At 42.3% G+C, this 24,953-nt stretch carries 22 protein-coding genes; 11 read left to right on the forward strand and 11 right to left on the reverse strand.

Annotation, left to right across the window (positions count from 1 at the left end):
- Nucleotides 1-8 precede the first annotated feature (8 nt).
- Both BLR84_RS19595 and BLR84_RS19600 read left to right on the forward strand, forming a co-directional pair.
- Entirely contained in the window at nt 9-497 is a 489-nt protein-coding gene (locus BLR84_RS19595) for a cupin domain-containing protein (protein ID WP_090471489.1), read from the forward strand.
- 35 nt (nt 498-532) lie between these two features.
- Complete coding sequence (locus BLR84_RS19600; protein ID WP_090471492.1) at nt 533-1,294, forward strand: 5'-methylthioadenosine/adenosylhomocysteine nucleosidase; 762 nt, start codon at nt 533-535, stop codon at nt 1,292-1,294.
- A 279-nt stretch (nt 1,295-1,573) separates the two neighbouring features.
- Here BLR84_RS19600 and BLR84_RS19605 read toward each other — a convergent pair whose 3' ends face one another.
- From BLR84_RS19605 to BLR84_RS19615, 3 genes are all read right to left on the reverse strand, one after another.
- Nucleotides 1,574-3,841, reverse strand: a complete 2,268-nt coding sequence (locus BLR84_RS19605; RefSeq protein WP_090471494.1) for an aconitate hydratase — start codon at nt 3,839-3,841, stop codon at nt 1,574-1,576.
- 153 nt (nt 3,842-3,994) lie between these two features.
- Nucleotides 3,995-5,083 (reverse strand): PIN domain-containing protein, encoded by a 1,089-nt coding sequence (locus BLR84_RS19610; RefSeq protein ID WP_090471496.1) that lies wholly within the window; start codon nt 5,081-5,083, stop codon nt 3,995-3,997.
- Between the two features lie 36 nt (nt 5,084-5,119).
- On the reverse strand, nt 5,120-5,740 hold the full coding sequence (locus BLR84_RS19615) for a polysaccharide deacetylase family protein (protein ID WP_090471498.1): 621 nt from the start codon (nt 5,738-5,740) through the stop codon (nt 5,120-5,122).
- Nucleotides 5,741-5,834: 94 nt separating this feature from the next.
- Between BLR84_RS19615 and BLR84_RS19620 the strand changes: the two genes are divergently transcribed.
- Both BLR84_RS19620 and BLR84_RS19625 read left to right on the forward strand, forming a co-directional pair.
- On the forward strand, nt 5,835-7,280 hold the full coding sequence (locus tag BLR84_RS19620; RefSeq protein ID WP_090471500.1) for a TolC family protein: 1,446 nt from the start codon (nt 5,835-5,837) through the stop codon (nt 7,278-7,280).
- Nucleotides 7,281-7,316: 36 nt separating this feature from the next.
- Nucleotides 7,317-8,654, forward strand: a complete 1,338-nt coding sequence (locus BLR84_RS19625; protein WP_090471501.1) for an efflux RND transporter periplasmic adaptor subunit — start codon at nt 7,317-7,319, stop codon at nt 8,652-8,654.
- 78 nt (nt 8,655-8,732) lie between these two features.
- On the opposite strand, the gene BLR84_RS19630 is transcribed toward BLR84_RS19625, so the two are convergent.
- The 7 genes from BLR84_RS19630 to BLR84_RS19660 form a co-directional block, all read right to left on the reverse strand.
- Nucleotides 8,733-9,134 (reverse strand): DUF1634 domain-containing protein, encoded by a 402-nt coding sequence (locus tag BLR84_RS19630; RefSeq protein ID WP_090471503.1) that lies wholly within the window; start codon nt 9,132-9,134, stop codon nt 8,733-8,735.
- Between the two features lie 11 nt (nt 9,135-9,145).
- A complete protein-coding gene (locus BLR84_RS19635; RefSeq protein WP_090471505.1) occupies nt 9,146-9,979 on the reverse strand; it encodes a sulfite exporter TauE/SafE family protein in 834 nt (277 codons plus the stop codon).
- 11 nt (nt 9,980-9,990) lie between these two features.
- Nucleotides 9,991-10,644 (reverse strand): FadR/GntR family transcriptional regulator, encoded by a 654-nt coding sequence (locus BLR84_RS19640; RefSeq protein WP_090471507.1) that lies wholly within the window; start codon nt 10,642-10,644, stop codon nt 9,991-9,993.
- Nucleotides 10,645-10,891: 247 nt separating this feature from the next.
- The gene (locus BLR84_RS19645) at nt 10,892-11,728 is read right to left on the reverse strand and encodes a type 1 glutamine amidotransferase (RefSeq protein WP_090471508.1); all 837 of its coding nucleotides are present in this window, start codon (nt 11,726-11,728) and stop codon (nt 10,892-10,894) included.
- Nucleotides 11,725-12,822: a carboxylate-amine ligase gene (locus BLR84_RS19650; protein ID WP_090471510.1), complete on the reverse strand. Its 1,098-nt coding sequence runs from the start codon at nt 12,820-12,822 to the stop codon at nt 11,725-11,727. Before BLR84_RS19650 ends, BLR84_RS19645 begins: the two co-directional genes overlap by 4 nt.
- A gap of 258 nt (nt 12,823-13,080) precedes the next feature.
- On the reverse strand, nt 13,081-14,247 hold the full coding sequence (locus BLR84_RS19655; protein WP_090471512.1) for an ATP-grasp domain-containing protein: 1,167 nt from the start codon (nt 14,245-14,247) through the stop codon (nt 13,081-13,083).
- 172 nt (nt 14,248-14,419) lie between these two features.
- Nucleotides 14,420-15,127, reverse strand: a complete 708-nt coding sequence (locus BLR84_RS19660) for an esterase family protein (protein WP_090471514.1) — start codon at nt 15,125-15,127, stop codon at nt 14,420-14,422.
- A 348-nt stretch (nt 15,128-15,475) separates the two neighbouring features.
- Between BLR84_RS19660 and BLR84_RS19665 the strand changes: the two genes are divergently transcribed.
- Nucleotides 15,476-16,264: an alpha/beta hydrolase gene (locus BLR84_RS19665; protein WP_255366993.1), complete on the forward strand. Its 789-nt coding sequence runs from the start codon at nt 15,476-15,478 to the stop codon at nt 16,262-16,264.
- A 3-nt stretch (nt 16,265-16,267) separates the two neighbouring features.
- On the opposite strand, the gene BLR84_RS19670 is transcribed toward BLR84_RS19665, so the two are convergent.
- Complete coding sequence (locus BLR84_RS19670; RefSeq protein ID WP_090471518.1) at nt 16,268-17,017, reverse strand: ankyrin repeat domain-containing protein; 750 nt, start codon at nt 17,015-17,017, stop codon at nt 16,268-16,270.
- 177 nt (nt 17,018-17,194) lie between these two features.
- On the opposite strand from BLR84_RS19670, the gene typA reads away from it, so the two are divergent.
- The 6 genes from typA (at nt 17,195) to BLR84_RS19700 (ending at nt 24,952) form a co-directional block, all read left to right on the forward strand.
- A complete protein-coding gene (gene typA / locus BLR84_RS19675; RefSeq protein WP_090471520.1) occupies nt 17,195-19,006 on the forward strand; it encodes a translational GTPase TypA in 1,812 nt (603 codons plus the stop codon).
- Nucleotides 19,007-19,128: 122 nt separating this feature from the next.
- Nucleotides 19,129-20,382, forward strand: coding sequence for a LamG-like jellyroll fold domain-containing protein (locus tag BLR84_RS19680; protein WP_090471522.1), 1,254 nt, complete (start codon nt 19,129-19,131; stop codon nt 20,380-20,382).
- A gap of 312 nt (nt 20,383-20,694) precedes the next feature.
- Nucleotides 20,695-22,170, forward strand: coding sequence for a LamG domain-containing protein (locus BLR84_RS19685; RefSeq protein WP_090471524.1), 1,476 nt, complete (start codon nt 20,695-20,697; stop codon nt 22,168-22,170).
- A gap of 144 nt (nt 22,171-22,314) precedes the next feature.
- Nucleotides 22,315-23,325 carry a LamG-like jellyroll fold domain-containing protein gene (locus BLR84_RS19690; protein ID WP_090471526.1) on the forward strand — a complete coding sequence of 337 codons (1,011 nt, stop codon included), beginning with the start codon at nt 22,315-22,317 and terminating at the stop codon, nt 23,323-23,325.
- Between the two features lie 116 nt (nt 23,326-23,441).
- Entirely contained in the window at nt 23,442-24,125 is a 684-nt protein-coding gene (locus BLR84_RS19695; RefSeq protein ID WP_090471527.1) for a class I SAM-dependent methyltransferase, read from the forward strand.
- Nucleotides 24,126-24,184: 59 nt separating this feature from the next.
- Complete coding sequence (locus tag BLR84_RS19700) at nt 24,185-24,952, forward strand: class I SAM-dependent methyltransferase (protein WP_090471529.1); 768 nt, start codon at nt 24,185-24,187, stop codon at nt 24,950-24,952.
- The last annotated feature ends 1 nt before the right edge of the window (nt 24,953 follow it).

Here is a 24,953-nt window from a genome sequence, read left to right on the forward strand (position 1 = left end):
TCTACTACATGAATACACAAAATGCAGCTTATTGGGTTGAACGACTAACGTTGCAACCCCATCCCGAAGGAGGATATTATAAAGAGGTATTCCGGTCTGAACAACAAATAAACCGGATTGGCGAAACAGCAATTAAACAAGCCTGTACATCCATCTATTATTTGTTGGAAGGAGAGGATTTTTCAGGCTTTCACCGCTTGGTATCAGATGAGCTTTGGTATTTTCACGCCGGCTCGCCGCTCTATATTCATATGATCGATGCTTCCGGAAATTATTTTCTGCAGGAACTTTCGGCATCAGATACAGGGAGCCTCTCGGTTATCATACCTGGTGGTGCCTGGTTCGCATCTGAAATTCCGTCGAAAGTAGGATTTAGCCTGGTAAGTTGCGCAGTGGCCCCGGGATTTGATTTCAGTGAATTTGAAATGGCAGTTAAAGAAAACCTAACCGCTGCATATCCCCAGTTTGGCGAGTTACTTAACCGGCTTTGCCGATAATCTCCATTTAATTAGTAACATCTATCATCTACCATATGAACGAAAAAATAATAGGCATCATGGGTGCTATGCACGAAGAAATTAACAGCATCCTTCATCTCATGGCGGGGATTGAAGAAATTTCCTACGGCAGAAGAACGTATTATACCGGAACTATCAACAACATCAAAACTGTGGTGGTTTTTTCCAGATGGGGCAAGGTTGCGGCAGCAACTACGGTAACCAGTCTGATCACTAAGTTTAACATTACCGATCTGATATTTATTGGCGTTGCCGGAGCTATCAACACCGAATTGAAAATAGGGGATGTGGTTATTGGTGACCGACTGGTTCAACATGATATGGATGCCCGGCCATTGATGCCGCGGCACGAAATTCCGTTGTTGGGTGTAACTTATTTCGAAAGCGACCCTAATTATATCACCATAGCGAAAAAGGCTATTGATGCTATCGTCGGCGATCATGTCCATTCGTTTATTGATGAATATGAAATTGAACGTTTTTTATTGCGTAAAACTCGTGTGTTTACCGGGACTATAGCCAGTGGCGATCAGTTTTTTGCAAAGCAAGCAGATAAAGAATTGCTGCACGCTGTACTCCCTGACACCCTATGTGTGGAGATGGAAGGCGCCGCCGTAGCCCAGGTTTGTTATGAATACGAGATTCCCTTTGTGGTTTTAAGGATCATTTCAGACGAGTGCAACGAAAATTCCTCTATTGATTTTCCTGATTTCATACAAAATGTTTCCAGCAAATATGCCTATGAGATCATTAAGAATATGTTTGCGTTGCTATAAGATAGCTTCTAAGTAAAGGTGTCATACTGAGCGGCGTCGAAGTATGGTGGGCTGGCCTCTACGCGCGATCCTTCGACAAGCTCAGGATGACAGGCCTGGTTTTTATGCCATCACGTCATTGCGAGGTACGAAGCAATCCCCGATAAGCAGAGCCGCTCTGTAAAGCATAGAGATTGCTTCGTACCTCGCAATGACGCGGTGGGGAAAGTGGTGTCAACAAAAAAGCCTCCCCAAAGGGGAGGCTTTTTGAATATTAGCGTTCAGCTTTAACCTTTCAGCTTACGATGCCATTTGCTTGCGGATGATGTTCAGTGCGCCACCAGCTTTAAACCATTCAATTTGCTGATCGTTATAGGTATGATTTACCGGGAACGAATCAACAGAACCATCTTTGTGGTGTAATACTACGGTTAACTGTTTGCCAGGGGCAAAAGTTGTTAAACCGTCGATATCGATGGTATCGTCTTCCTGTATCTTATCATAGTCGTTAGTATCAGCAAAAGTGATACCTAACATACCTTGTTTTTTAAGGTTGGTTTCGTGGATACGGGCAAATGATTTTACCAATATGGCACGTACACCCAGGTGACGTGGCTCCATAGCCGCGTGCTCACGTGATGAACCTTCGCCATAGTTTTCGTCGCCTACTACTACAGTGCCAATGCCATTCGCTTTGTAATCGCGCTGAGTAGCCGGTACCGGACCGTATTCGCCGGTCAGTTCATTTTTAACGCTATCTGCTGTATTGTTAAAATAGTTGATAGCGCCGATCAACATATTGTTTGATATGTTATCCAGGTGACCACGGAACTTTAACCACGGACCAGCCATAGAGATATGGTCGGTAGTACATTTACCTTTGGCTTTGATCAGTAATTTCAAGCCTTTCAGGTCGGTACCTTCCCATGCTTTAAACGGCTCCAGCAATTGCAGACGTGATGATTTTGGATCAACAATAACAGATACTTTGCTGCCATCTTCGGCTGGTGCCTGGTAGCCTGCATCTTCAACTGCGTAGCCTTTTACCGGCATTTCTATACCTTGTGGCTCATCAAATTTTACCTGCTCACCGTTTTCGTTGGTCAGTGTATCGGTTAATGGGTTAAAGGTTAAGTCGCCTGCGATAGCAAACGCGGTTACAATTTCTGGTGATGCTACGAAAGCGTGAGTATTGGGGTTACCATCCTGGCGTTTAGCGAAGTTACGGTTAAACGAAGTGATGATAGAGTTTTTGCGTGTAGGATCGTCGGTATGACGAGCCCATTGACCAATACATGGCCCGCAGGCGTTGGCCAATACCACACCGCCCATTTGAGCAAAGGTATCTAGGTAACCATCACGGTCAACCGTGTAGCGTACCAGCTCAGATCCTGGAGTAATGGTAAACTCAGCCTTGGTTTTTAATTTTTTATCGATAGCCTGTTTTGCGATAGAGGCAGAACGGGTGATATCTTCATAAGATGAGTTGGTGCAGGAACCGATCAAACCAACTTCTAATTTGGTAGGCCAGTTGTTTTCTTTAACCGCGGTAGCGAATTTAGAGATAGGCCATGCCAGATCCGGAGTGAACGGGCCGTTTACATGTGGTTCCAATTCGCTCAGGTTGATCTCGATAACCTGGTCAAAATATTGCTCAGGGTTAGCGTAAACTTCCTCATCACCGGTTAAGTGCTCCGCAATAGCGTCGGCCAGCTCAGCAATATCGGCACGTTTGGTGCCTTTCAGGTAAGCAGCAGATTTTTCGTCATATCCGAAGATAGAAGTAGTAGCGCCAATTTCGGCACCCATGTTACAGATGGTACCTTTACCAGTGGCGGACAGTGAACGTGCACCTTCGCCAAAATATTCAACAATAGCTCCGGTACCACCTTTTACAGTCAGGATACCAGCCACTTTTAATATTACGTCTTTTGCTGATGTCCAGCCAGAAAGTTTTCCGGTTAATTTAACACCTATCAGTTTAGGGAATTTAAGCTCCCATGGTAAACCTGCCATTACATCACAAGCATCAGCACCACCAACACCTATAGCAATCATACCCAAACCACCCGCGTTAGGCGTGTGTGAATCGGTACCGATCATCATACCACCCGGGAAAGCGTAGTTTTCCAGAACAACCTGGTGAATAATACCAGCGCCTGCTTTCCAGAAACCAATACCATACTTATCAGAAACCGATGCCAAAAAATCATAAACCTCGCGGTTTACATCAACGGCAGTATTTAAATCGGCAACAGCGCCAACTTTTGCTTGTATCAGGTGATCGCAATGTACAGTAGAAGGAACAGCTACCTGCGGACGGCCAGCTTGCATAAACTGCAAAAGGGCCATTTGGGCAGTAGCATCCTGCATAGCTACGCGGTCTGGTGCAAAATCAACATAATCCACTCCGCGGCCAAATGCTTTTTGAGCATCGCCTTCAGAAAGGTGGGCATATAAAATTTTCTCGGTTAAGGTTAGATGTTTACCGGTCGCTTTACGGGCAGCATCCACACGGGTGCTGTAGCGATCGTAAACTTTTTTGATCATATCTAAATCAAAAGCCATTTGTATTTGATTTTTAGGTGAAAAGTAAACGAATTGATACCAAACCCAGTACCTGGGCTCAGTGCGGCGAATTTACAAAAATTACTACTAAAAGCTGTCAGTCAATTGTGTAAATGTTATTTGGAGATATTCTAAATAGGTGGATGGGAGGAGCTAATCTGTCAATTCAATTTCGCTTGATGTAACTTCAGTAAAAGAGTTATTGACTGTTAATAAAAATTTTAATTTAATTATTCGATCCTCATAAGCAGCTACGTAATGATCATTCCAATCTTTATCTGAAATTGAAGGCATGTCATCTTCATTCATTGAATAATAGTCTGATTTGTAAATATAAAAGTCAAAAGTACAGGTTACTTCAACTTCTCCATCTATCAAAATTTCATCATCGCTTAATTGTCTAACATCATTAACAGTAAACTGATAATCATCATATATTTCTGATACTGAAGGATTTTCAAATTCTTGTGGAAAATCTATTTCATCAAAACCAAATTCTCGGCTATCAAGGAAATTAAATACAAGATTAGATACTAACTTTTTAATATTTAATCTTTTGAAGTCTCCTTCTATTAATCCACTTTTTATGTCATTTAATAATTTAAGTTTAGGATTGATATATTCATTGATAAATTTATCCATATCGGGATTTATCTTAATTGAATGTTCAGGTATTTTATCGGTGTTTAAATTATCTAAAAGGTCTGGATGAAGATTATAATCTTTATCACCAAAGTCTGTATGGTTTTTAGTAATAAATATTATTTCTGGCTCGTTAATTAGTTTTTGTTGAGGTTGAATTAAACTTTTAATACTTTCCCATATTAATGCATCTCGATACCCACGCCCGCTCTCAGAAAATGGTTTCTTTCTTGCTAAGGCTCTCTTAACAAGCGCTTCATGTGAAATACTTGGATATGGGATTATTTTTATGTCCAATTTAATAATTTGACTATCAAATAGCTTATTGAATATTTCAATTTGTTCTTTTATAAATTCGTTGGTTACTGGATTCTCTATCTTTTTATTGGTTTTTCTATATAGGTCAGCTAACTCTTTATCAATTTTTAGTTTTACCTCAACAAGTTCTTCTGCATATTTATTCTTTGCTTCGTCTACTACTACTTGTGGGAAATAAATAACATTTCCAGTGATTTTTGAGTTTTCACTAAGGGTTTTGATTTTTGTTTTTGACAAACTTAAATCACTGTAAATTGAACTGGTGTCAATAACAATCTTCATTTTACCAAGTTATCCATAATTATCAAATTTATATATTCAACCCAACACACCAAAACTATACCCTGCCTCGCTCCAAACTTCCAATGCCCTGGGCAGCGCGTATTTCACCCGGTCATACGCTTTCAGGCTGTCATGAAATACAACGATGGATCCAGCTTCGGTATGTTTCAATACATTTTGCAGGCAGGCTTCTGGTTTTAAGCTGATATCGAAATCGCCGCTTAGTACATCCCACATGATAATTTTGATATCCGGGCGGGCAGCTTGCAGGTCGCGGATCTGTTGTTTTTTGATCCTGCCGTATGGCGGGCGAAAAAGGGGAGTATCTAATACTTTATCGGTCTGTAAAAAATTATCCAGGTAAGTTTTGTTGTCCGTTTTCCAGCCTTTGAGGTGATTGTAGGTATGGTTGCCAATGGCGTGACCGTCATCGGTCACCTGCTTGAAAATGTCAGGATGTTTTGCTACATTATCCCCGATACAGAAAAAGGTGGCTTTAGCATTGTACTGTTTTAAAATATTTAATATATGCGTTGTAACAATTGGTATAGGCCCATCGTCAAAAGTGAGATAAATGCAACGATTGGGGTGGTTTTTATTCCAGATGAGTTGGGGGTATAGCTTTTTTAGCAACCAGGGTGTTTTAATCAAATACATATACAAAACAGGCCTTATATGTTTTATTTAAAAAATAAACAAAAATGAACATGCAAGGTAAGCATCCGTTGCTTACAATTGCATATAAAAACTTATGAAACCAACATTGTCACTACCCATTAAAACAACTCTTATAGGTGCTATTATATTTTCGGCACTTGGTTTTCAAGCTAAAGCGCAGGAAGTAATTACTTTACAAAAAGCGATTGACCTTACCCTTGAGCGAAATTTAACCATTAAACAATCGCAATTTACCGAGGCAATATCTGAAGAGGATCTGAAACAGTCGAAATTTAATCAATTACCCAATCTTACGGCAGCTCCACAAGGCGGGTTCAACTTTGGCCGTAATATCGACCAATCAACTTATCAGTTCATTAATCAGCGTATTTTGCAGGTTTATGGCCAGTTCTCAACACAGGTTACCTTATTCCAGGGTGGACAGTTGCGTAACCAGATCATCCAGAACCGGATATTGGTTGATGCCAATAAAACCTCCACTGCAAAAGTTAAGAACGATCTGATACTAAATGTGGTTACTACTTTTTTACAGGTATTAACTAACCAGGATCTGGTAAAAGCATCGAAACAGCAAATTGAGATATCAAAGTTAACGCTGGATAGAGCACAGCAAAACTATAATGTAGGCAACCAAACGCTGGCCGATCTTTCACAGGCCAAAGCCCAGCTTTCAACTTCGGAGCTTGACAATACCAATGCACAAAACCAGTTGGAATCATCAATGCTTACCCTAAAGCAATATATGGAGATGAACCCGGCTACCGAGATTGAGGTACAAAAACCGGATATTGGTAAGCTTAGTGATATTAAAACCATATATGACCCGCAGGATATATTAAAAACCGCGTTAAACGTAAATCCGGATGTATTGCTTGCCGAGGTTCAGCAAAAATCATATGAACAGGCCATAAAAGTAGCCAAAGGCAATTATTACCCTACCGTTACTTTGGTTGGGCAGGCCGGTTCTAACTATTCAAATGCAAAAAATACACTTGACCAGGTAATATCTACGGGTACGTTTACACCTATAGGTATTGTACAAAACACACAACAGGTTGTTGTACAGCCAGGCTTTACTCAAACGTATAAAAGCAATCCGTTTTTTAACCAGATAAGTAACAACTTTAATCAGGCCATAGCCATAAGCTTACAGATACCAATTTTTGGCAGGTTTGCGGCACGCACGTCCGTACGCAAAGCCAAGATTCAGGCTCAAAATGCCGAAGTGACTTCTCAATTGGCCCGTAATAACCTGAGCAAAGTTATTTATCAGGCGGTTTGGGACCTGCGCGCTGCCGAAAAGAAATTTATGTCAACCTCGCAAACTTACAAGGCCAATAAAGATGCCTTTAATATTACACAGCAACGGTATACAGTTGGCTTAGTAAACTCGCTGGACTATAATACCTCCCTGACTAATCTTAATAAATCACAATTTGATATGATCGAGGCGCAGTACCAGCTCATTTTCAGGAGCAAGGTGATCGATTATTATCTGGGCAACCCTATAACGCTTTAATCTTAAAACACATATAAAATATCCAAACGCATAGTCATGGGAAAAACTACTAAATATATTTTGATAGCTCTGGGGGCAATAATTGTATTGCTTATTTTAGCGAAGGTGACCGGCATCATCGGTAAGCCGCCTTTAACCCAGGTAGCCACCGAAAAAGCTGACGTGCGTGAAATCAACGAAACGGTATCTGCCAGCGGGAAAATAAAACCGCACGTTGAAGTAAAAATAACCTCAGAAGTATCCGGGGAAATTGTTGAATTGCCAGTGAAAGAAGGCGACGTAGTTAAAAAGGGTCAGCTGGTTTGCCGTGTACGTCCGGATATATTAAAATCGGGATATGATCGCGCCGTGGCAAGCTACAGTACCCAAAAAGCAACTATAGGTAATATGGCGCAACTGCTTAAACAGGCAGAGGCTACTTTTGTAAACCAGGAAGCTATTTTTAAACGCAGTAAAACGCTTTATGAAAGTAAAGTACTTACCGTATCTGAATATGATAACGCGAAAGCCAGTTATGATGGAGCTAAAGCCAGTTTAGAGGCGGCCAAACAAAACCTGGTTGGTGCGCAATTTGGCCTTCAGCAACAATCGGCCTCTGTTAAAGAAGCGCAGGATAACCTGGCTAAAACAAGTCTTTATTCGCCGGTTGACGGGGTGATCTCCAAATTGGTGATTCAAAAAGGCGAACGTGTTTTGGGTACCCAACAGTTTGCCGGTACCGAGATCATGACCATATCTGATCTGAGTAAAATGGACGTGAATGTTGACGTGAACGAAAATGATATTAACCGCATAACGATAAATGATCCTGCAAATATTGAGATCGACGCGTTTTCCGGTAAAAAGTTTACAGGCTCGGTAATTGAAATTGGAAGCTCTGCAAACGTGGTAGGTACCACTGCCGATCAGGTGACCAACTTTACCGTTAAAGTACGTATTGATGCCGACTCCTACCAGGCTTTGCTTAAAAAGACAGTGGATAACCCGTCACCTTTCCGTCCGGGATTAACCGCTACGGTGGATATCAATACCAATCACGTGAAATTCCTGTCGGTTCCTATCCAGTCGGTAACTACCCGTGACGAAAAAAAGGATGCAACTGCTACGCCGGCAGCATCAAAAGATGATAATAAGCCGCAAATCAGTGCCCCGGCCAAAGAGTATGTGTTTGTTTACTCAGCCCCGGGCAAATTAAAACAGGTGCAGGTAACTACCGGTATCCAGAATGATACTTATATCCAGATCCTGTCTGGCCTGAAAGGCGGCGAAGAAGTGGTATCGGCACCATATGCAGCCATCTCAAAAACATTGGCAGACGGCATGACCGTTCAAAAAGTTGATAAATCAAAACTATTTAATACCGACAACAAGTAATTCCGGTCAAGAATAAAATCATAAAAAAGGGCTGCTTCAAAAATTGAAGCAGCCCTTTTTGTTTAGCATCGGCGGAGCTTAAACTTTTAAACCGCCGAAAATACTGAACATCATCACACTCAAAACCACAAAGGTGATAAGGATATAAAGCCTGTCTTTTTCCAATATGAAACCTATCAACGAAAAAAAGATGCGTAGAATAGGTGTGGCGATTAATATCAGTACGCCCAGTTGTATGATCCCTTTGGCATTGAACGAACCAACCCCGTTCATGATCTGGCTAATAGTGGTAAAACCTGCCCGCTCGCCCACAAATGTGTGATAGGCTGGTATGCTGCTGTGTTGGTATTGGTGCAGATAGATAATGCCCCCAACAAAAACAATAAGGCTTGCGGTAATAACCCCATATCTTAATAAATAACCGATCAGTTTTTCTATATCCTGATCAGCGTTAAAGCTTTTTGAAAGTATCTTTTTCATGATCTTGTTCTTTAGAATTTGTGGTTATAGCCGTTAAAAATCATTTCGGCAGCAACAAAGGTGATAGCCACACAGAAGATGTATTTCAGCACTTTGGGATCCATACGGGTAAGCAATTTGGAGCCTGTAAACGCGCCGCCCAATACGCCCAGCATCACCGGAAAAGCGATACCCGGATCCATGTAACCCCTTTGCAGGTACACCACTGCGCTGGCGGCGGCTGTAACGCCGATCATAAAATTACTGGTTGTAGTACTTACCTTAAAGGGTATATGCATAGCCGAATCCATAGCCAAAACTTTTAAGGCTCCGGAGCCGATACCTAATAGCCCTGATAAAACACCGGCCAGGGTCATGATGGAGAAGCCTGCGCCTACGTTTTTTAATTTGTATTCCACTTCGCCATCCTTGGTGGGATAACTGTTGTTGAGCTTTAGTTTATAGGATAGTGCGCTGCCCTCGGTCAGGGCTGCCATGTTCTTTTTCCGGAGGGTCATCGCTGCGGAAAATAACAGGATGGCGCCGAAAAGAATAGCGATGGTATTAGTCGGCGTATATACCGCGATGATAGCGCCGCCTACCGCACCTATCGTAGTGGCTATTTCCAGGAACATCCCTAAACGGATATTGGTGATACCTTCTTTTATATAAGCGCTTGCCGCGCCCGATGAGTTAGCGATAGAAGCTAGTAAAGCCGCGCCGATAGCGTAGCGGATATCTACATGAAATACGAGTGTGAGCAATGGGATTACTACTACGCCGCCGCCTAAGCCGGTGAGTGAGCCAACCAGGCCGGCCAGGTAGGCTCCTGCCAATAAGATCAGGGTGAATGTTATGATAGTCATGATATATGGTATTAATAATTATTATTTAAAATTTGCTGTATTAACTGCTCAGCCTGTTTTACTTTTTGGGCTTTGATGGCCTTAAACAGCTGCTCATGTAAGTGATGACTCATGGCAAAATGACTGATGCCCTGAGTTTCTCGTTTGGAAAAAAAGTCACGGATAATGAGGGTGAAGCTTTCATAAAGATCGGCTAGTACGTTATTGAGCGAGGCATGAGCTATAGCCATATGAAAAGCAATGTCGGCATCAACACATGCCTGGCGCTGTTCTGACTGGATTGCTTGTTTTCTTTTTTCCAGGCATTTTTCGATCTGATCGATGTGCGCTTCGGATCGGTTTTGGGCCGCTAGTCTTACTATCTCACCTTCCAGTAATATCCGTACCGCATTGATCTGATCAAAGTCGGCATTTTTTAAACGCTGCTCGATGGTTTGTTCGCTTACAAAGGAGTTTACAAATGTTCCGGAACCTTGCTGTACTTTGAGTATGCCTGCGGTGGCCAGGGTTTTAATAGCTTCCCGGATGGTGGAGCGACCAACGCCGTATAATAACATCAATTCGGGCTCGGCGGGTATTTTTTCGTTGAGCTTGAATTTGCCCTGCGCTATATCATTCCTGATCTGGCTGATCACGCGGCTGCCGAGGGTTTCTTTCTTATCCATATCGCTGATGATTTGATATGTAAAGGTATGATGATTTTATTTAAACATCTGATGTTTAAAATATTTTATGACACTGGTATGATAAGAGAGGGTTTTTATAAGGAATTAAAAGAAAAATAAATGTCATTGCGAGAAGGAACGACGAAGCAATCTCCTCGCGTTCTCATCGATAGACACATGAGGAGATTGCCACGCTGCGCTCGCAATGACATGATGGGATTGAAGCAGAAATAAAATAGAGGGGCTTTTACACCACTCCCTGCAAACTCATCACCGCCTGGTCAAGGAAATTGGGGATTAGCGTACGCTGGGTATGGGTTATTTTGTCGGGATCATCCAGGCGGGCAAGCATTTCGCGGTATTTTACTTCGCCATGCTCGTTAATCACTTCCTGCTTTTTCTCTTCCCGTAACAACATAGCTTTCATACCGCCGGCATCAGCCTCGGGATGAAACTGCGTGGCGAAAAAGTAATCATTATAACGAATGGCCATCATAGCCCGTGGAAACTCCACATGCGGGCGCTCTTTTTCAATAGCTACCAGCTGCATACCCAGTTCTTTAAAACGTTTTTCGTCGGGATTGATCACCTGCCAGCTGCGGGAATCGACCGCGTAGAAAGGATCACCCAAACCTTCAAAAATCGGTTCATGGGCACCTGCCGGGGTTTGATTAACAGGCAACACGCCAAATGACGGCGAACGGCGCATATTGATATCGCCCAGTTTGTAATGGCGACACATTAATTGAAAAGAGTGACACACAAACAGTGTATGTTTTTTATCGGTATTGTTAGAAAGGTTATGATCTTCCAGTTTTTCTATCAGTCGGAAATATTTTTTCTCCCACTCGGTACCTTCTGATATCAGCGGATCGCCGGGGCCACCGCTGGAGATATAGATATCGAAATTGGTGCCCGGCATTTCGCAACGACGGCGCACATCAAATATCTGGTAACTTAAATTAAGCTCGTGCTGAGCCTTATACCTGTTCAAAATCTCCTGGAAACCACGCATTCCCTCATTCGCTATCCCATCATACAAGTCAAGTATCGCTACCCTGATTTCCGGTTTATTTGTCGTCATAATCCCTTTAAAGTTTGTGAGGTAATGTAATCCACCACGTCTACAAAGCTACTGTTTTGTTGGTAAACTGCTAACTGCCTGTCGGCGCCGGTGCCATGTTCCAGTATTTTGTGTACGTATTGCAGATCGTCGCGCGAGCCTAATTCGTCCACCACATCGTCCACAAAATCCAATAGCTCCAATACCAGCGAACGGGTGTTCACTTCCATTTCTTTACCAAAGTCGATCATTTTTCCGTCGATGCCGTAGCGTGCCGCGCGCCATTTATTTTCGTTGATCAAGGCGCGTGAGTAGGTGATGAACTTCATATTCTGTTGCCTCAGCTTATACAGTTTGGCACACAGGGCCTGGAACAAGGCGGTAAAAGCTATGGTTTCATCAACCAGCATAGGGCAATCACAAATGCGGAATTCGATGGTCTCGAAGAAAGGGTGTACACGAATGTCCCACCAAATCTTTTTGGCATTATCAATACAATTGGTTTTTACCAGTAACTTGATATAACTATCATACTCCTCAATACTGCTGAAAGAATCGGGGATGCCCGTACGCGGAAACTTATCAAACACCTTGGTGCGGAAGGATCTGAACCCGGTATTGCGCCCTTCCCAAAAAGGGGAGTTGGTTGATAAGGCGAAAACGTGAGGCAGAAAGTACCGCACCTGGTTGGCTATATGAATAGCCATATCGCGCGACTGGATGCCCACATGCACATGCAAGCCAAAAATAAGATTGGAGCGTGCAGCTTCCTGCATTTCGTCCACGATCTCAAAATAACGCGGATGATCGGTGATCAACTGGTGCTGCCAATGCGAAAAGGGGTGTGTGCCCGCGGCGCCGATGCGTAAGCCAATATCGCCCGCCAACTGAGCCACAGTAGTGCGCAGTTTGCTTACCTCCTCACGGGCCTCCTGGGTGTTATGGCAAATATGCGTACCCACCTCTACCACGGCCTGGTGCATTTCGGCCTTTACCTGGTCCTCATGGATCTTTTGGGCACTATCCACAATTCTCTGCTCGTGCGATTTTAACTCCCGTGTTACGGGATCTATCACCATAAATTCTTCTTCAACACCTAAGGTAAACTCGTTCATAATTGGTTAGGTTATTATATTTAAGCAGTTGTCATTTCGAACGAGGTACGAGGAGAAATCTTTTACGCGGTATATGCCAGGCGTAAAAGATTTTTCACTTCGTTCAAGAGATAGTTTCTCACTCCGTTCGAAATGACACACTTTTTTACTGTCAATGTCATGCTGAACTTGTTTCAGCATCCCACAAGCAAGGTATACGCCATGCAAACCGGCTACTCAGCGTGTGGGATCCCGAAATAAATTCGGGATGACTTCTTTTTATTTCTTGGCAACCGGCTTTTTAGTCACTTTCTTCACCTCTTTTTCTTTCTTTACTTTTGCTTCAGGCTTAGCTTTAACCTTAACGGGTTGGGCGACTTCTTTAACCAGAACAGCCGCTTTCGCCACTTTTGTTTTCTTTACCTTGCTCTCCGCTTCCACAGGAGGGTTCACCTTGCCGATATAAATTTCCTTTTTTGCCGGTTTGGGACTTACCAGTGGTGTTTTGGCGGCTGATGTTTTTACATATTCGCCCCAGGTGAGGTTATCCAGACCTGCCTTTTGTTTTTTGGCACGTTCAATGGCATAATCGGCGGCGGTTTCCACTACCCAGTCAAAGTTTTCCTGGCCCACGCTGGTTACTTCGGCATCGGGAGCGGGGTTGCAAAAATCAATAGCGTAGGGGATACCATCGCGGATGGCAAATTCCACTGTGTTGAAATCGTAACCCAGATATTGGTTCAGTTTGATGACATAATCTTTAACCGTATCGAGTATTTTTTTGGACGCCGGAGCTTTACCATGTTCATAACGCAGGTGATGCGGATTGCGTGGCTCGTATTGCATAATGCGTACATGTTTACCGCCAATGCAGTAGCAGCGGAAATAATCGTCAAACACCACCTCTTCCTGCAACATCATTACGTACTGTTTGGTCTGATCATATTTATTGAAAAAATCTTCGCGGTTTTGCAATTGATAAACCTCTTTCCAGCCACCGCCGTCAAAGGGTTTCATATAGGCCGGGAAACCTACATAGTTAAAAATGCCGTCCCAATCTAAAGGATAAGCCAGGTTTCGGAATGATCGGTCGGTCGTATCATCAGGTAGTTCCTTAGAGGGTAATATCACCGTTTTTGGTACGGGCACACCCAGCTTTACAGCCAGTGCATTATTGAAAAACTTTTCGTCGGCGCTCCACCAGAATGGATTGTTGATCACCGCGGTACCGCAGATAGCGGCGTTTTTGAGGGCGGCCCGGTAAAAGGGCACATCCTGCGATATACGGTCGACGATCACCGCGTAATCCAATGGTTCGGCTTGTAAAACCTTATCTATACGCACAAACTCCGCCGAAATGCTTTTTTCGGCCTTTTGATTGATGCGGTCAACAAATGCCTGTGGGAACGAATTTTCCTGTCCGAATAAGATGCCTATTTTTTTCATGGTAGATGATGGGGTTAAACTCTAATTTCTAAACTCTAAATCCTAAAAGAGCTCAATAATCCTTTGTCTTGATTCCTGATTCTTATTTTTTGCTTTTGTTTTTTTTTGCTGGTGAATACCTTTTTATAATTTATTGCTGTGTCTTGATTCCTGATTCTTGTTTCTTGACTCTCTATCGAATGGTTGATAAATAATGCGGGAACATTTCGCGCCAGATGGGCCAGTCGTGCCTGGCGAATGGGCGTACATCCAGCCAATGTTTAATATTCTTTTGCTTTAGAATATTAGATAACTGCAGGTTATATTCTTTGCAGATATCGTATTCCGACGTACCTAAAATGATATTCATGTTCCACAAGTCGCCCGCATTGTCGCCGGGTAAAAAATCAGCCGGGTTGTTGTAAAATACATCGTCGTTATAAAAACCATCGGTAAACATTTTGATATCAAACGCGCCGCCCATGGTAAACAGGTTGCTTACCTTTTCGGGGTGTTTAAACGCAAAGTTGGCCGCATGGTAACCACCAAAACTGCAGCCGGCCATGGCTACTTTACCTACACCGGTTTCGTGCATGGCCCAGGGCACCAGTTCGTCTAATAGCATTTTATCGTACCAGGTATAGTTACGGGCGCGGTCGGCAGGGGAGATGCCTTTATCGTACCAGCTGCGGTCGTCGATAGTATCTGGGCAATAGATCTTAACCAGGCCCTGATCAATAAACCATCGTACACTTTCTATCAAGCCAAAATCTTTATTCTGATAATAACGGCCCTTGGTTGTGGGGAACAGGATCACGGGATAACCGCGGTCGCCAAACACCAGCATTTCCAGGTCGGCACTTAAATTGGGCGAATGCCAGCGGTGATATTTTTCGGTCAAAATAATAGATTTTTGGTTTCAGACGGTAAGTTAAGTGGTTTGACTGAAAAAGGCAACAGTCTGATAAATTAAAGGTTAGGGCGAAAAAGCCTCATCTACTTCTTATCAAAAAGTGACGTCATTGCGAGGCACGAAGCAATCTCTACACAGGTCGGTCAGTCAGGTTTTAAACTCTTCTATTTGCTCTGTATAATATAGAGATTGCTTCGTACTTCGCAATGACGCGATGAGTTATTACTCCTTTGGAGAGGGCAGAGTGAGGCTAATACATCAAAAAACGAAAAGTATTTTTACTTTTGCACCCTTAAAATTTGAATAAAGATGTATTGGGGCTGGGCTGAAACTGAAATGACGATCACTGAGAAAAATATAACTATAAACTCTGCATTGCTTAACCGGGAGGTTACCTGCACACTGGTTATGCCCGATGAGCAGGAAATTACCGAACCCTTGAACCTATTGTTGTTGAACGACGGGCAGGAGCTGGAAAATCTGCAGTTATTGGCAACGCTGGAGCAACTGTATAATACCAATCGCATAAAACCGATATTGGTGGTGGCTATTCATGCAGGTGAAGATCGTATACAGGAATACGGTGTGGCCGGTAAACCCGACTTTAAAAAACGCGGCTCAAAAGCAGCTATTTATACCGAATTTATAAAGACCGAATTGCTACCTCAACTTAAGGAACAAACAGGTATCAGCGATTTTGAAACGACGGCCTTTGCCGGCTTTTCCTTAGGTGGGCTTTCGGCCCTTGATATTACCTGGAACAATAGCGATGTTTTTGATAAAGTGGGCGTGTTTTCCGGATCGTTCTGGTGGCGGAGCAAGGACCTGGCGAAAGGTTATACCGATGCCGACCGCATTATGCATTCAGTTATCAAGAACACTACCGACAAACCCGATCTTCAATTCTGGCTGCAAACCGGAACCAAGGATGAAACTACAGATCGTAACAAAAACGGAATTATAGATGCTATTGATGACACCATAGATCTGGTCAAAGAGCTGCAAAACAAAGGTTATACCCGTCCTGCCGATATTCAATACGTGGAAATAGTTAATGGCACGCATGACACAACCACCTGGGGCAAAGCCCTGCCTAAGTTTTTGGTTTGGGCTTTCGGGCGGTAAAGATCAATGTCCTAAATAAGCATTCGGTACATTAGCCGGGGTATATTCAATACCATACGAACGCTTCATCAACAGGGAAACCACTTCTGTAATTGTTTTTTCTTTCCGGTGCATTTGAGGTAGCAGGCCCATCATCGCATAGCTGATGGGGTTTACCGCCGGTATAAAAGTTTCCCATTCATATCCTTTACCCCAGATCAGGCCTTTTACGGTATGGGTCAGATCGGCTTTATTTTCGAGCAGGAAATGCAACATATCAACCGAGTTATTACCGTTTTGATTAACCGTATGAAAAATAGGCGTGTGCCCGCCAAAACCGTGTTCATCCAGGCCTGCCTTCGCATTTACATCGGCGCCATATTGTACCAGTAACCCGGCGCAGGCCACGCTGTTATATTCGGCACAAAAATGAAGCAGGGTACCGCCCGTTAAAGAGGTATAAGTGTTGTTAACTAAGCTATAGGTTTTATTGATGACCAATACCGGATCGGTCTCCAGGCTGGGTTTTAACTTTTCGGCATCATCAGTTAAAACAGCTAACAGGGCTTTATACTCAAAAACAAGACCAGCATCAATAAAAATCTGTACACAATCTTTAAATCTTGGACTGCGAGTGTACATCTCCAGCAGGGCTATAAAAACCGGAACTTCGTTATATACATCATTAGGGCTGCCGCCATCGTCAAAATACCGGCGTATACCAGCAACAGAATGAATTTCTATATCATAAAGTAGCTGTGTGTGGTTAGGCATAAGTGTTGTAAAAGCTGATTAAAGATATGTAAAATTTAGTTAATCAGCTTGTTAACGGACTGGTCGGTTATCGTTATTTGGTAATTTAATTGTATAAATCTTTCTCCTTTAGCTGATAAAGCTTTAAAATCTCATATTTTAACTGTACCTTTGCGCCAAATTTATAGGGCATATTTCATGCAAAAAATAAGAAACATTGCGATCATCGCACACGTTGACCACGGTAAAACCACTTTGGTTGACAAAATTTTACACAGTTGCGCCATTTTTCGCGAAGGCCAAGAAACTGGTGAATTGATATTGGATAATAACGACCTGGAACGTGAGCGTGGTATCACCATCGTATCAAAAAACGTTTCGGTAATGTATAAAGACGTTAAGATCAATATTATTGATACTCCTGGTCACGCCGACTTTGGCGGCGAGGTTGAACGCGTATTGAAAATGGCCGATGGTGTATTATTACTTTGCGATGCGTTTGAAGGTGCTATGCCTCAAACCCGCTTTGTAACCCAAAAGGCTTTGGCTTTAGGCTTAAAACCAATTGTGGTTGTAAACAAGGTTGATAAAGAAAACTGTCGCCCGGAAGAAGTTTACGAGCAAATTTTTGAATTGTTCTTCAATCTTGAAGCAACCGAAGATCAGCTGGATTTCCCGGTTATCTACGGTTCGTCAAAACAAGGCTGGATGAGCACCGACTGGAAAGTACCTACTGATAATATTTTCCCGTTAATGGATGCTATCCTGGAAAACATTCCACCAGCTCCTATAGCCGAAGGTACATTACAAATGCAGATCACCTCGTTAGATTATTCATCTTTCGTAGGCCGTATCGCTATTGGTCGTGTTGCCCGTGGTACTATCAAAGAAAACATGCCGGTATCATTGGTAAAACGCGACGGTACTATCCAAAAATCAAGAATAAAAGAACTTTATACCTTTGAAGGTTTGGGTAAAGTACGTGCTACAGAAGTAGCTTCCGGCGATATCTGTGCTGTAGTTGGTATTGAAGGTTTTGATATTGGCGATACCATTGCCGATTTTGAAAAACCAGAACAACTGGCGGTTATCCATATTGATGAGCCTACCATGAACATGTTGTTCACCATCAATACTTCACCTTTCTTTGGTAAAGAAGGTAAATTTGTTACTTCCCGTCACTTACGTGACCGTTTGTATAAAGAGATGGAAAAAAACCTTGCGCTTAAGGTTGTTGAAACCGAATCGCCTGATTCATACCTGGTGTATGGTCGTGGTATTCTCCATTTATCTGTATTGATCGAAACCATGCGTCGCGAAGGTTACGAATTACAGGTTGGCCAGCCACAGGTAATTGTTAAAGAAATTGACGGTGTTAAATGTGAGCCGGTTGAAACATTAATTGTTGATGTACCGGGGGATGTTGCAGGTAAAGTTATTGAGTTGGTAACACAACGTAAAGGCGACCTGTTGATCATGGAACCAAAAGGCGACTTACAGCACTTAGAGTTTGATATCCCTGCACGTGGTATTATCGGTTTACGTAATAACGTATTAACCGCTACCGGTGGCGAGGCTATCATGGCTCACCGCTTTAAAGCATACGAACCATGGAAAGGTACCATCCCGGGCCGTTTAAATGGTGTATTGGTATCTATGGATACTGGTAAAACCACTGCTTTCGCTATTGATAAATTACAGGATCGTGGTCGTTTCCACATTGATCCGGGAGTTGACGTTTACGAAGGACAGGTTTTAGGCGAGCACATCCGTGATAACGATTTGGTGATTAACTTAACCAAAGGCAAGCAGTTAACCAACATGCGTGCATCTGGTAGCGATACCAACGTACGTATTGCACCTGCTATTAAATTCTCGTTAGAAGAGTCAATGGAGTACATTCAGGCCGACGAATACATTGAGGTAACGCCACAAAGCATCCGTTTGCGTAAAATATTCCTGAACGAAAACGAAAGAAGGATTAACGCTAAGAAATTTACAAGTCAATAATAACTGATTAGGTAAATTATAATATAAAGCCCTCCGGATATTTTCCGGAGGGCTTTATTTATATTAATTTAATACAAGCTATTAATAATTCATTTATCTTCGTGTACTAAATCCTTAGTTACATGAAAAAAAACCTACTCCTGTTATGTGCCGTAATGGCCCTTTTTACTGCCTGCAAAAAAAGCTATTTTCCGCCTGTTGATACGCTAAAAGCCATCTCCTTAGGAAAGGATACGACAATTAGCGTGGGGCAAACTATTCAATTGAATATTACTACTACCCCCGCCGATTATAACAAGGCCCTATTACGGTTAAGCTCATCTGATACCACCGTTTTAACAGTTAAAAATGATGGGCAGGTAACCGCAAAAAAAACAGGTACAGCTGTTATTACTGCAACCAACCAGCTTAAAACAATATCAGCAACCTGTCATATATCAGTGATAGCCACAACCGACCCGCTTACTGGTATTTTGTTTACCGATACACTGTCTATGGAGGCCGGTGATGTTGTACAACTTCATTATACCACTACGCCGCCAAATTACGATCCTAGTTTATTGGTTTGGAAATCGTCAGATACTACTGTGGTGTCTGTTTCAAGTACCGGTACAGTAACTGCAAAAACAGAAGGTGTGTCTACCGTTACCTTAACAAATAAGGCTAAATCATTTTCGTTAAGTGGTATTGTACAGGTTACCGATAAATTAAAAATCGGTTTACTGGCTTTTTATCCTTTTAATAACAATACCAATGATCTTTCAGGGCACGGTAATACCGGAGTGGCCAATAGTATAAGCAGCATTGCTGACCGTTTTGGAAAACCAAACTCGGCTTACTACTTTAACGGAACAAGCAGTTATATCCTGGTGAAAGACAAAGCCGAATTACGATTAGCCAATACTGATTTTACCATAAATAACTGGGTTAAATTAGATAGTTATGATCCATCATACGGAACCCAGATTATCTGTAAAAGAGGCCCGGGCTCAGATAATGGCTGGAGCAGCTCTATTACAGGTTCTGATTTCCAAAACTCAGGCCAGGGTGGCCTTGGGTTGGTTTCGTTTGGTAAGGGCGATATTAGCGCTTTAAGTACTAAAGCAATTGACTTAAATAAATGGTATATGATCACTACCGTTTATAAAACCAATGTGCAGCAGATCAGTTTTTATGTTAACGGAGCTTTTGTTAACACGGTTTATGGAGTTAGCGGGCCAAATGCGTTTGTAACTGCCGATCTGTATATGGGTAAGGATAATCCTCAGGTGCCTTCAACAGGATATTTCCTGAAAGGAGCGCTTGATGATGTACGTATATATGGCAGGGCGCTTCATGCAACCGAAATTAAAAAATTATATAATTTAACACATTAAGCGGGTAACTCTTGCTGAAAAATAGTTCATTCGGCTCAGTTGTACTTTGCGATAAGGTAAGCTGTACTCTATAAAAATGCTTTAAGCAATACCGATATACAAAATCTGTATAACGCCCTAACCAGGAGGTTGGCCTGTATATAAAGCCCTCCGGATATTTTCCGGAGGGCTTTATATTTTATTTATTCAGACTTATAAGTATGTTTGATGTTAAATAAGTATCATTTAACATAAATTAACATAAAACATATATGAATTGAACATAATACTTGTAGATTGCGCTTATTAAAACCTAAATAATACAATTAATACATGAAAAACCTGAAAAACAACCTTATGCCATTTATGGCGGGTATGATGATGTTGGGCGCACTTTCGTCCTGTAAAAAAAACCAAACCGTTAGCCCAGAGGCTCAGCAGCTTAAATCAAATCCGAAATCTACAAACTATGTTCCGGGAAGTAACCTTTCGGCCGGTCTTATCGCTTATTGGTCATGTGATAATAACGTTTCTGACTTGTCTGGACACGGCCACAACGGTACGGTGAATGGCGATGTGACGGTAACAACCGACAGATTTGGTTATCCACGCGGAGCTTTTTATTTTAACGGTACAAGCAGTTATATGTCTGTCCCTGATGCTGCTGAATTGCGTTTAAATAATACCGACTTTACCTTGAACGCCTGGGTTAGGTTAGATGCTTATAACGCATCATATGGTTCCGCTATTTTAACTAAGCGGTTCACCGGTGCTAATAACGGTTGGGTGTGGACTATTACCGGCAATAGCAGCAGTCCAACAGGGGTGCTTAGCTACGGGCCAGGTGGCGGTAGCACCAATGCTTTTGGCAGCACTGTTATCGGCACAGGTACATGGGCTATGGTTACCAGCATATACAGCCTGGCTAATCAGCAATTAAGTATTTATGTAAATGGGGTGCTTGATCATACCGTAAGTGGCATTTCAACAGCTAATGCTTCTGTAACAGCGGCGCTTTATATCGGTCGGGATAACCCAAGTGTGGCTTCAAACGGCTATTTCTTCCAGGGAGCATTGGATGAGATCCGAATTTATAACCGTGCTATCAACGGCACTGAGCTTCAGCAGCTGTATACCGCTACAAGCGTGCCTACACCGTCATCTGGCTTAGTAGCTTACTGGCCTCTGATTAATACCACCGGCGACCTGTCGGGTCAGGGACATGATGGAACCGCCAGCAATATAACTACTACATCAGACAGGTTTAATAATCCGGTAGGTGCATATCATTTTAACGGTTCAAGCAGCTTTATTTCAGTGCCTGGGCATTCGGATCTTGCTTTAAGTGGTACCGATTTCACCATTAACGCATGGGTTAAACTTGACTCTTATAACAGTTCATACGGCTCAGTTATACTTGGTAATAGAGTAAATCTTGGCAGTTATGCTGTTAGTATTTCGGGTGCCGCAAGCAGCACTTCAGGTATATTATCATTTGGTATAAATGCCGGCCCAAGCGCCCTGAGCTCAAACACTATTGGTCTTGGAGGCTGGCATATGATAACCGTCAAATATATTCTGGCAACCTCCACCATAACACTTTACATTGATGGTACATCAAATACCGTGTCTGTTAACCCAGGCTTCGCCCCGGCAAGTGTCTTAAGTGCCTTTTATATCGGTCGTGATAATCCTGGTAATACTGGCAGCCCTGGTTACTTCCTGAATGGCTCACTGAGCGATATTCGTATCTACAAAAATGCTTTAAGCAATACCGATATACAAAATCTGTATAACGCACTTAACTAAGCAACTTATAGTTAAATAAAAAAGCTCCCGGGAAAACCCGGGGGCTTTTTTATTTAATACAGATTTAAAATTCCAACATTGGTATTATGTCGGGTTTAATGTACCTTTGTCTTGATAATTAGTTTAAGACCTTATCCAGTTTGCATGAAGAATTTTTACATCCTTTTAATAGCCTCAGCTGCTATAATTTATACATCGTCCTGTTCAAAAAAAAATAACCCTCAACCAGACCCTCTTCAGGGAATTTCACTCAGAGACACGCTCACCATGTATCTTGGCGATGCCACGCAGCTTGGTATAAAAACTAACCCCCCGTCTTACGACACCACAAAATTTATATGGCAATCCTCAGATACCACAATAGTATCGGTTACCAAAACGGGTAAGTTAACAGCCAAAAAAGAAGGCACTTCAACCATAAAACTAAGCAATGCATCAAGTACAAAAACAGCTAGCTGTTTAGTAACCGTTAAAGATGTTTTGAAAATAGGCTTACTGGCCAGCTATCCATTTGATAACAGTGCTGCCGACGTTTCTGGTAATGGCAATAACGGGGAAGCCAGTAATGTAATTGCCGTAGCCAACAGATTTGGGGAGGCTAACAGCGCAGTTTATTTTAATGGCTATAACAGTTTAATTAAAGTGAACGATAATGCCGCTTTGCGTTTGGCGCATACCAGTTTCGCTATTAACACCTGGGTAAAGCTTGATCAGTATAATTACTCATACGGAAGCCAGGTAATCGATAAAAAATTACCTGGGGAAGCCAATGGATGGAATCTTTCTATTACCGGACAAAGTTTTTATAGTACTGGTCAGGGTGCGTTGGGTATAGTTGCCCTTACAGAAGGCAGTGCCGATTATCGTAACTTTTCTACTATCCCTGTTGGGTTAAACAACTGGCATATGATTACCGTTGTATATGATTATAATCTGCATCAGTTATCCTTTTATATGGATGGCGTATTTAATACATCGTCAATTGGTTTCGCATCGCCAAATTCTGCCGTTTCTACAGATGTTTATATTGGCGCCGATAATCCGTTTGCCGGCAGCGATGGCTATTTCCTGAAAGGCGCCCTTGATGATCTGCGTTTATATGACAGAGCATTAAATGCTTCGGATGTTAAGCGATTATATACTGTAAAACATTAGTATTTTTCCTACGGGAATACATTGAATACAAAAAGAGGTTTTAATTTTAAAACCTCTTTTTGTATTAATAAGGCGATATGATTTAATGTGTTAACTCATTTTTTTAACTTAGCCGCATGAGAGGTAATGATAGGTTATACCCATCTGTATTTAATCCACGGTATATAACCCTGTCTCAGTTAAGAGACCGGACTTTAGAAAAAATAAAAGAACTTACGAGGCATGACGGCAAACTTTTACTGGCCGACTTTGGCTGCGGTGATATGCCCTATCGAGAAATTATTGAGCCGCTTGTTGGAAAATATCTCGGTATCGACCTGGAGATGAACCCTAAGGCCGAGCATCACATAGATTTCGACAGTAAAACAACCCTGCCTGATAACTATGCCGACATTGTTTTATCAAACCAGGTATTGGAACATGTTGATACCCCATCGGGATATCTGCAAGAGGCTCTGCGCATTTTAAAACCAGGTGGATCTATGCTTATCAGCACCCACGGTTATTGGTTTTATCATCCCACACCCAATGATTACTGGCGCTGGACAAGCGCCGGCTTAAGAAAAACCATCGAAGCCGAAGGATTTAAGATTAACTCTTTTCACGGAATTTTGGGATTGCCGGCCAGCGGGCTCCAGCTGTTTCAGGATGGTATATACTTGAAATTACCCAAATTACTGAGGCCTGTTTTCGCGCTCCTCATGCAAACCTTCATCATCTTGTTTAACAAGATCAGTTCGCAGGAGCAGCGTAACCGCGATGGCGCCATTTATGTAATTGTTGCACAAAAGCCGCTTTAATATTATTTATTAACTTTGTACGGCAAGCATAGCCTTAAATATTATTCTCTGTATTTGTAATGATCGAAAATCTGAATCGCGAAACTGTTGTGTCTTATTATGATGAGCACGTTAAAAATAAACTAAACGATTATATCAAGGTTAACCCCCGTATTGAGTACGGCTGGAAAACTATTAAACGTTTTGCGCCATCAAACCCAAAACGCATTTTAGAAGTGGGTTGCGGCATGGGTAATATCAGCTCGAGAATGCACAAATATTGGCCGGATGCCACTATTACCGGTATCGACATCAGCACACTTTCTATACAAATAGCTCAGAAGTTATTTGCCAATGACAAGCTCAGCTTCAGGGAAACCATATTAACACCCGAAACATTTAATGAGCAGTTTGATCTGGTCATTTTTATGGATGTTTATGAACATATTGCGGTAAACGATCGCCCCGATGTTCATGCCGCACTGGCCAAAATATTAAATAATAAAGGTAAAATCATTCTAACCGTACCAACACCGCACAACCTGAAATGGTCATTAGTGAACAAGCCTGAAACCATGCAGCCGGTAGATGAACACATATCATATGAAGTAATAGGCAAGCTTGCCGCCGATACCGGTACCGAAGTGATCCTATACCAACTGAAAAATGTATGGAACGTGGGTGATTACGCACACATCGTACTGGAGAAGAATGACGATTTTGAAGCCGCCTTCTTTCATCCCAAACCGGTAAGTGCGGGGCAACGGAGCCAGCGTATCATCAGTAAGGCCAGGGCCAAACTGGGTAGCTTTTTCCGCAATTATTACGTTCGCCGAAAACTGGGATAAA

Origin of the sequence: Mucilaginibacter sp. OK268, assembly GCF_900103125.1 — a bacterium.
In the GTDB taxonomy this organism is placed as follows: Bacteria; Bacteroidota; Bacteroidia; order Sphingobacteriales; family Sphingobacteriaceae; genus Mucilaginibacter.

Coding starts and splice junctions, on each gene's coding strand:
- BLR84_RS19595 (WP_090471489.1), top strand. CDS start 9: ATGAATACACAAAATGCAGCTTATTGGGTTGAACGACTAACGTTGCAA.
- BLR84_RS19600 (WP_090471492.1), top strand. CDS start 533: ATGAACGAAAAAATAATAGGCATCATGGGTGCTATGCACGAAGAAATT.
- BLR84_RS19605 (WP_090471494.1), bottom strand. CDS start 3,841: ATGGCTTTTGATTTAGATATGATCAAAAAAGTTTACGATCGCTACAGC.
- BLR84_RS19610 (WP_090471496.1), bottom strand. CDS start 5,083: ATGAAGATTGTTATTGACACCAGTTCAATTTACAGTGATTTAAGTTTG.
- BLR84_RS19615 (WP_090471498.1), bottom strand. CDS start 5,740: ATGTATTTGATTAAAACACCCTGGTTGCTAAAAAAGCTATACCCCCAA.
- BLR84_RS19620 (WP_090471500.1), top strand. CDS start 5,835: ATGAAACCAACATTGTCACTACCCATTAAAACAACTCTTATAGGTGCT.
- BLR84_RS19625 (WP_090471501.1), top strand. CDS start 7,317: ATGGGAAAAACTACTAAATATATTTTGATAGCTCTGGGGGCAATAATT.
- BLR84_RS19630 (WP_090471503.1), bottom strand. CDS start 9,134: ATGAAAAAGATACTTTCAAAAAGCTTTAACGCTGATCAGGATATAGAA.
- BLR84_RS19635 (WP_090471505.1), bottom strand. CDS start 9,979: ATGACTATCATAACATTCACCCTGATCTTATTGGCAGGAGCCTACCTG.
- BLR84_RS19640 (WP_090471507.1), bottom strand. CDS start 10,644: ATGGATAAGAAAGAAACCCTCGGCAGCCGCGTGATCAGCCAGATCAGG.
- BLR84_RS19645 (WP_090471508.1), bottom strand. CDS start 11,728: ATGACGACAAATAAACCGGAAATCAGGGTAGCGATACTTGACTTGTAT.
- BLR84_RS19650 (WP_090471510.1), bottom strand. CDS start 12,822: ATGAACGAGTTTACCTTAGGTGTTGAAGAAGAATTTATGGTGATAGAT.
- BLR84_RS19655 (WP_090471512.1), bottom strand. CDS start 14,247: ATGAAAAAAATAGGCATCTTATTCGGACAGGAAAATTCGTTCCCACAG.
- BLR84_RS19665 (WP_255366993.1), top strand. CDS start 15,476: ATGACGATCACTGAGAAAAATATAACTATAAACTCTGCATTGCTTAAC.
- BLR84_RS19670 (WP_090471518.1), bottom strand. CDS start 17,017: ATGCCTAACCACACACAGCTACTTTATGATATAGAAATTCATTCTGTT.
- typA (WP_090471520.1), top strand. CDS start 17,195: ATGCAAAAAATAAGAAACATTGCGATCATCGCACACGTTGACCACGGT.
- BLR84_RS19680 (WP_090471522.1), top strand. CDS start 19,129: ATGAAAAAAAACCTACTCCTGTTATGTGCCGTAATGGCCCTTTTTACT.
- BLR84_RS19685 (WP_090471524.1), top strand. CDS start 20,695: ATGAAAAACCTGAAAAACAACCTTATGCCATTTATGGCGGGTATGATG.
- BLR84_RS19690 (WP_090471526.1), top strand. CDS start 22,315: ATGAAGAATTTTTACATCCTTTTAATAGCCTCAGCTGCTATAATTTAT.
- BLR84_RS19695 (WP_090471527.1), top strand. CDS start 23,442: ATGAGAGGTAATGATAGGTTATACCCATCTGTATTTAATCCACGGTAT.
- BLR84_RS19700 (WP_090471529.1), top strand. CDS start 24,185: ATGATCGAAAATCTGAATCGCGAAACTGTTGTGTCTTATTATGATGAG.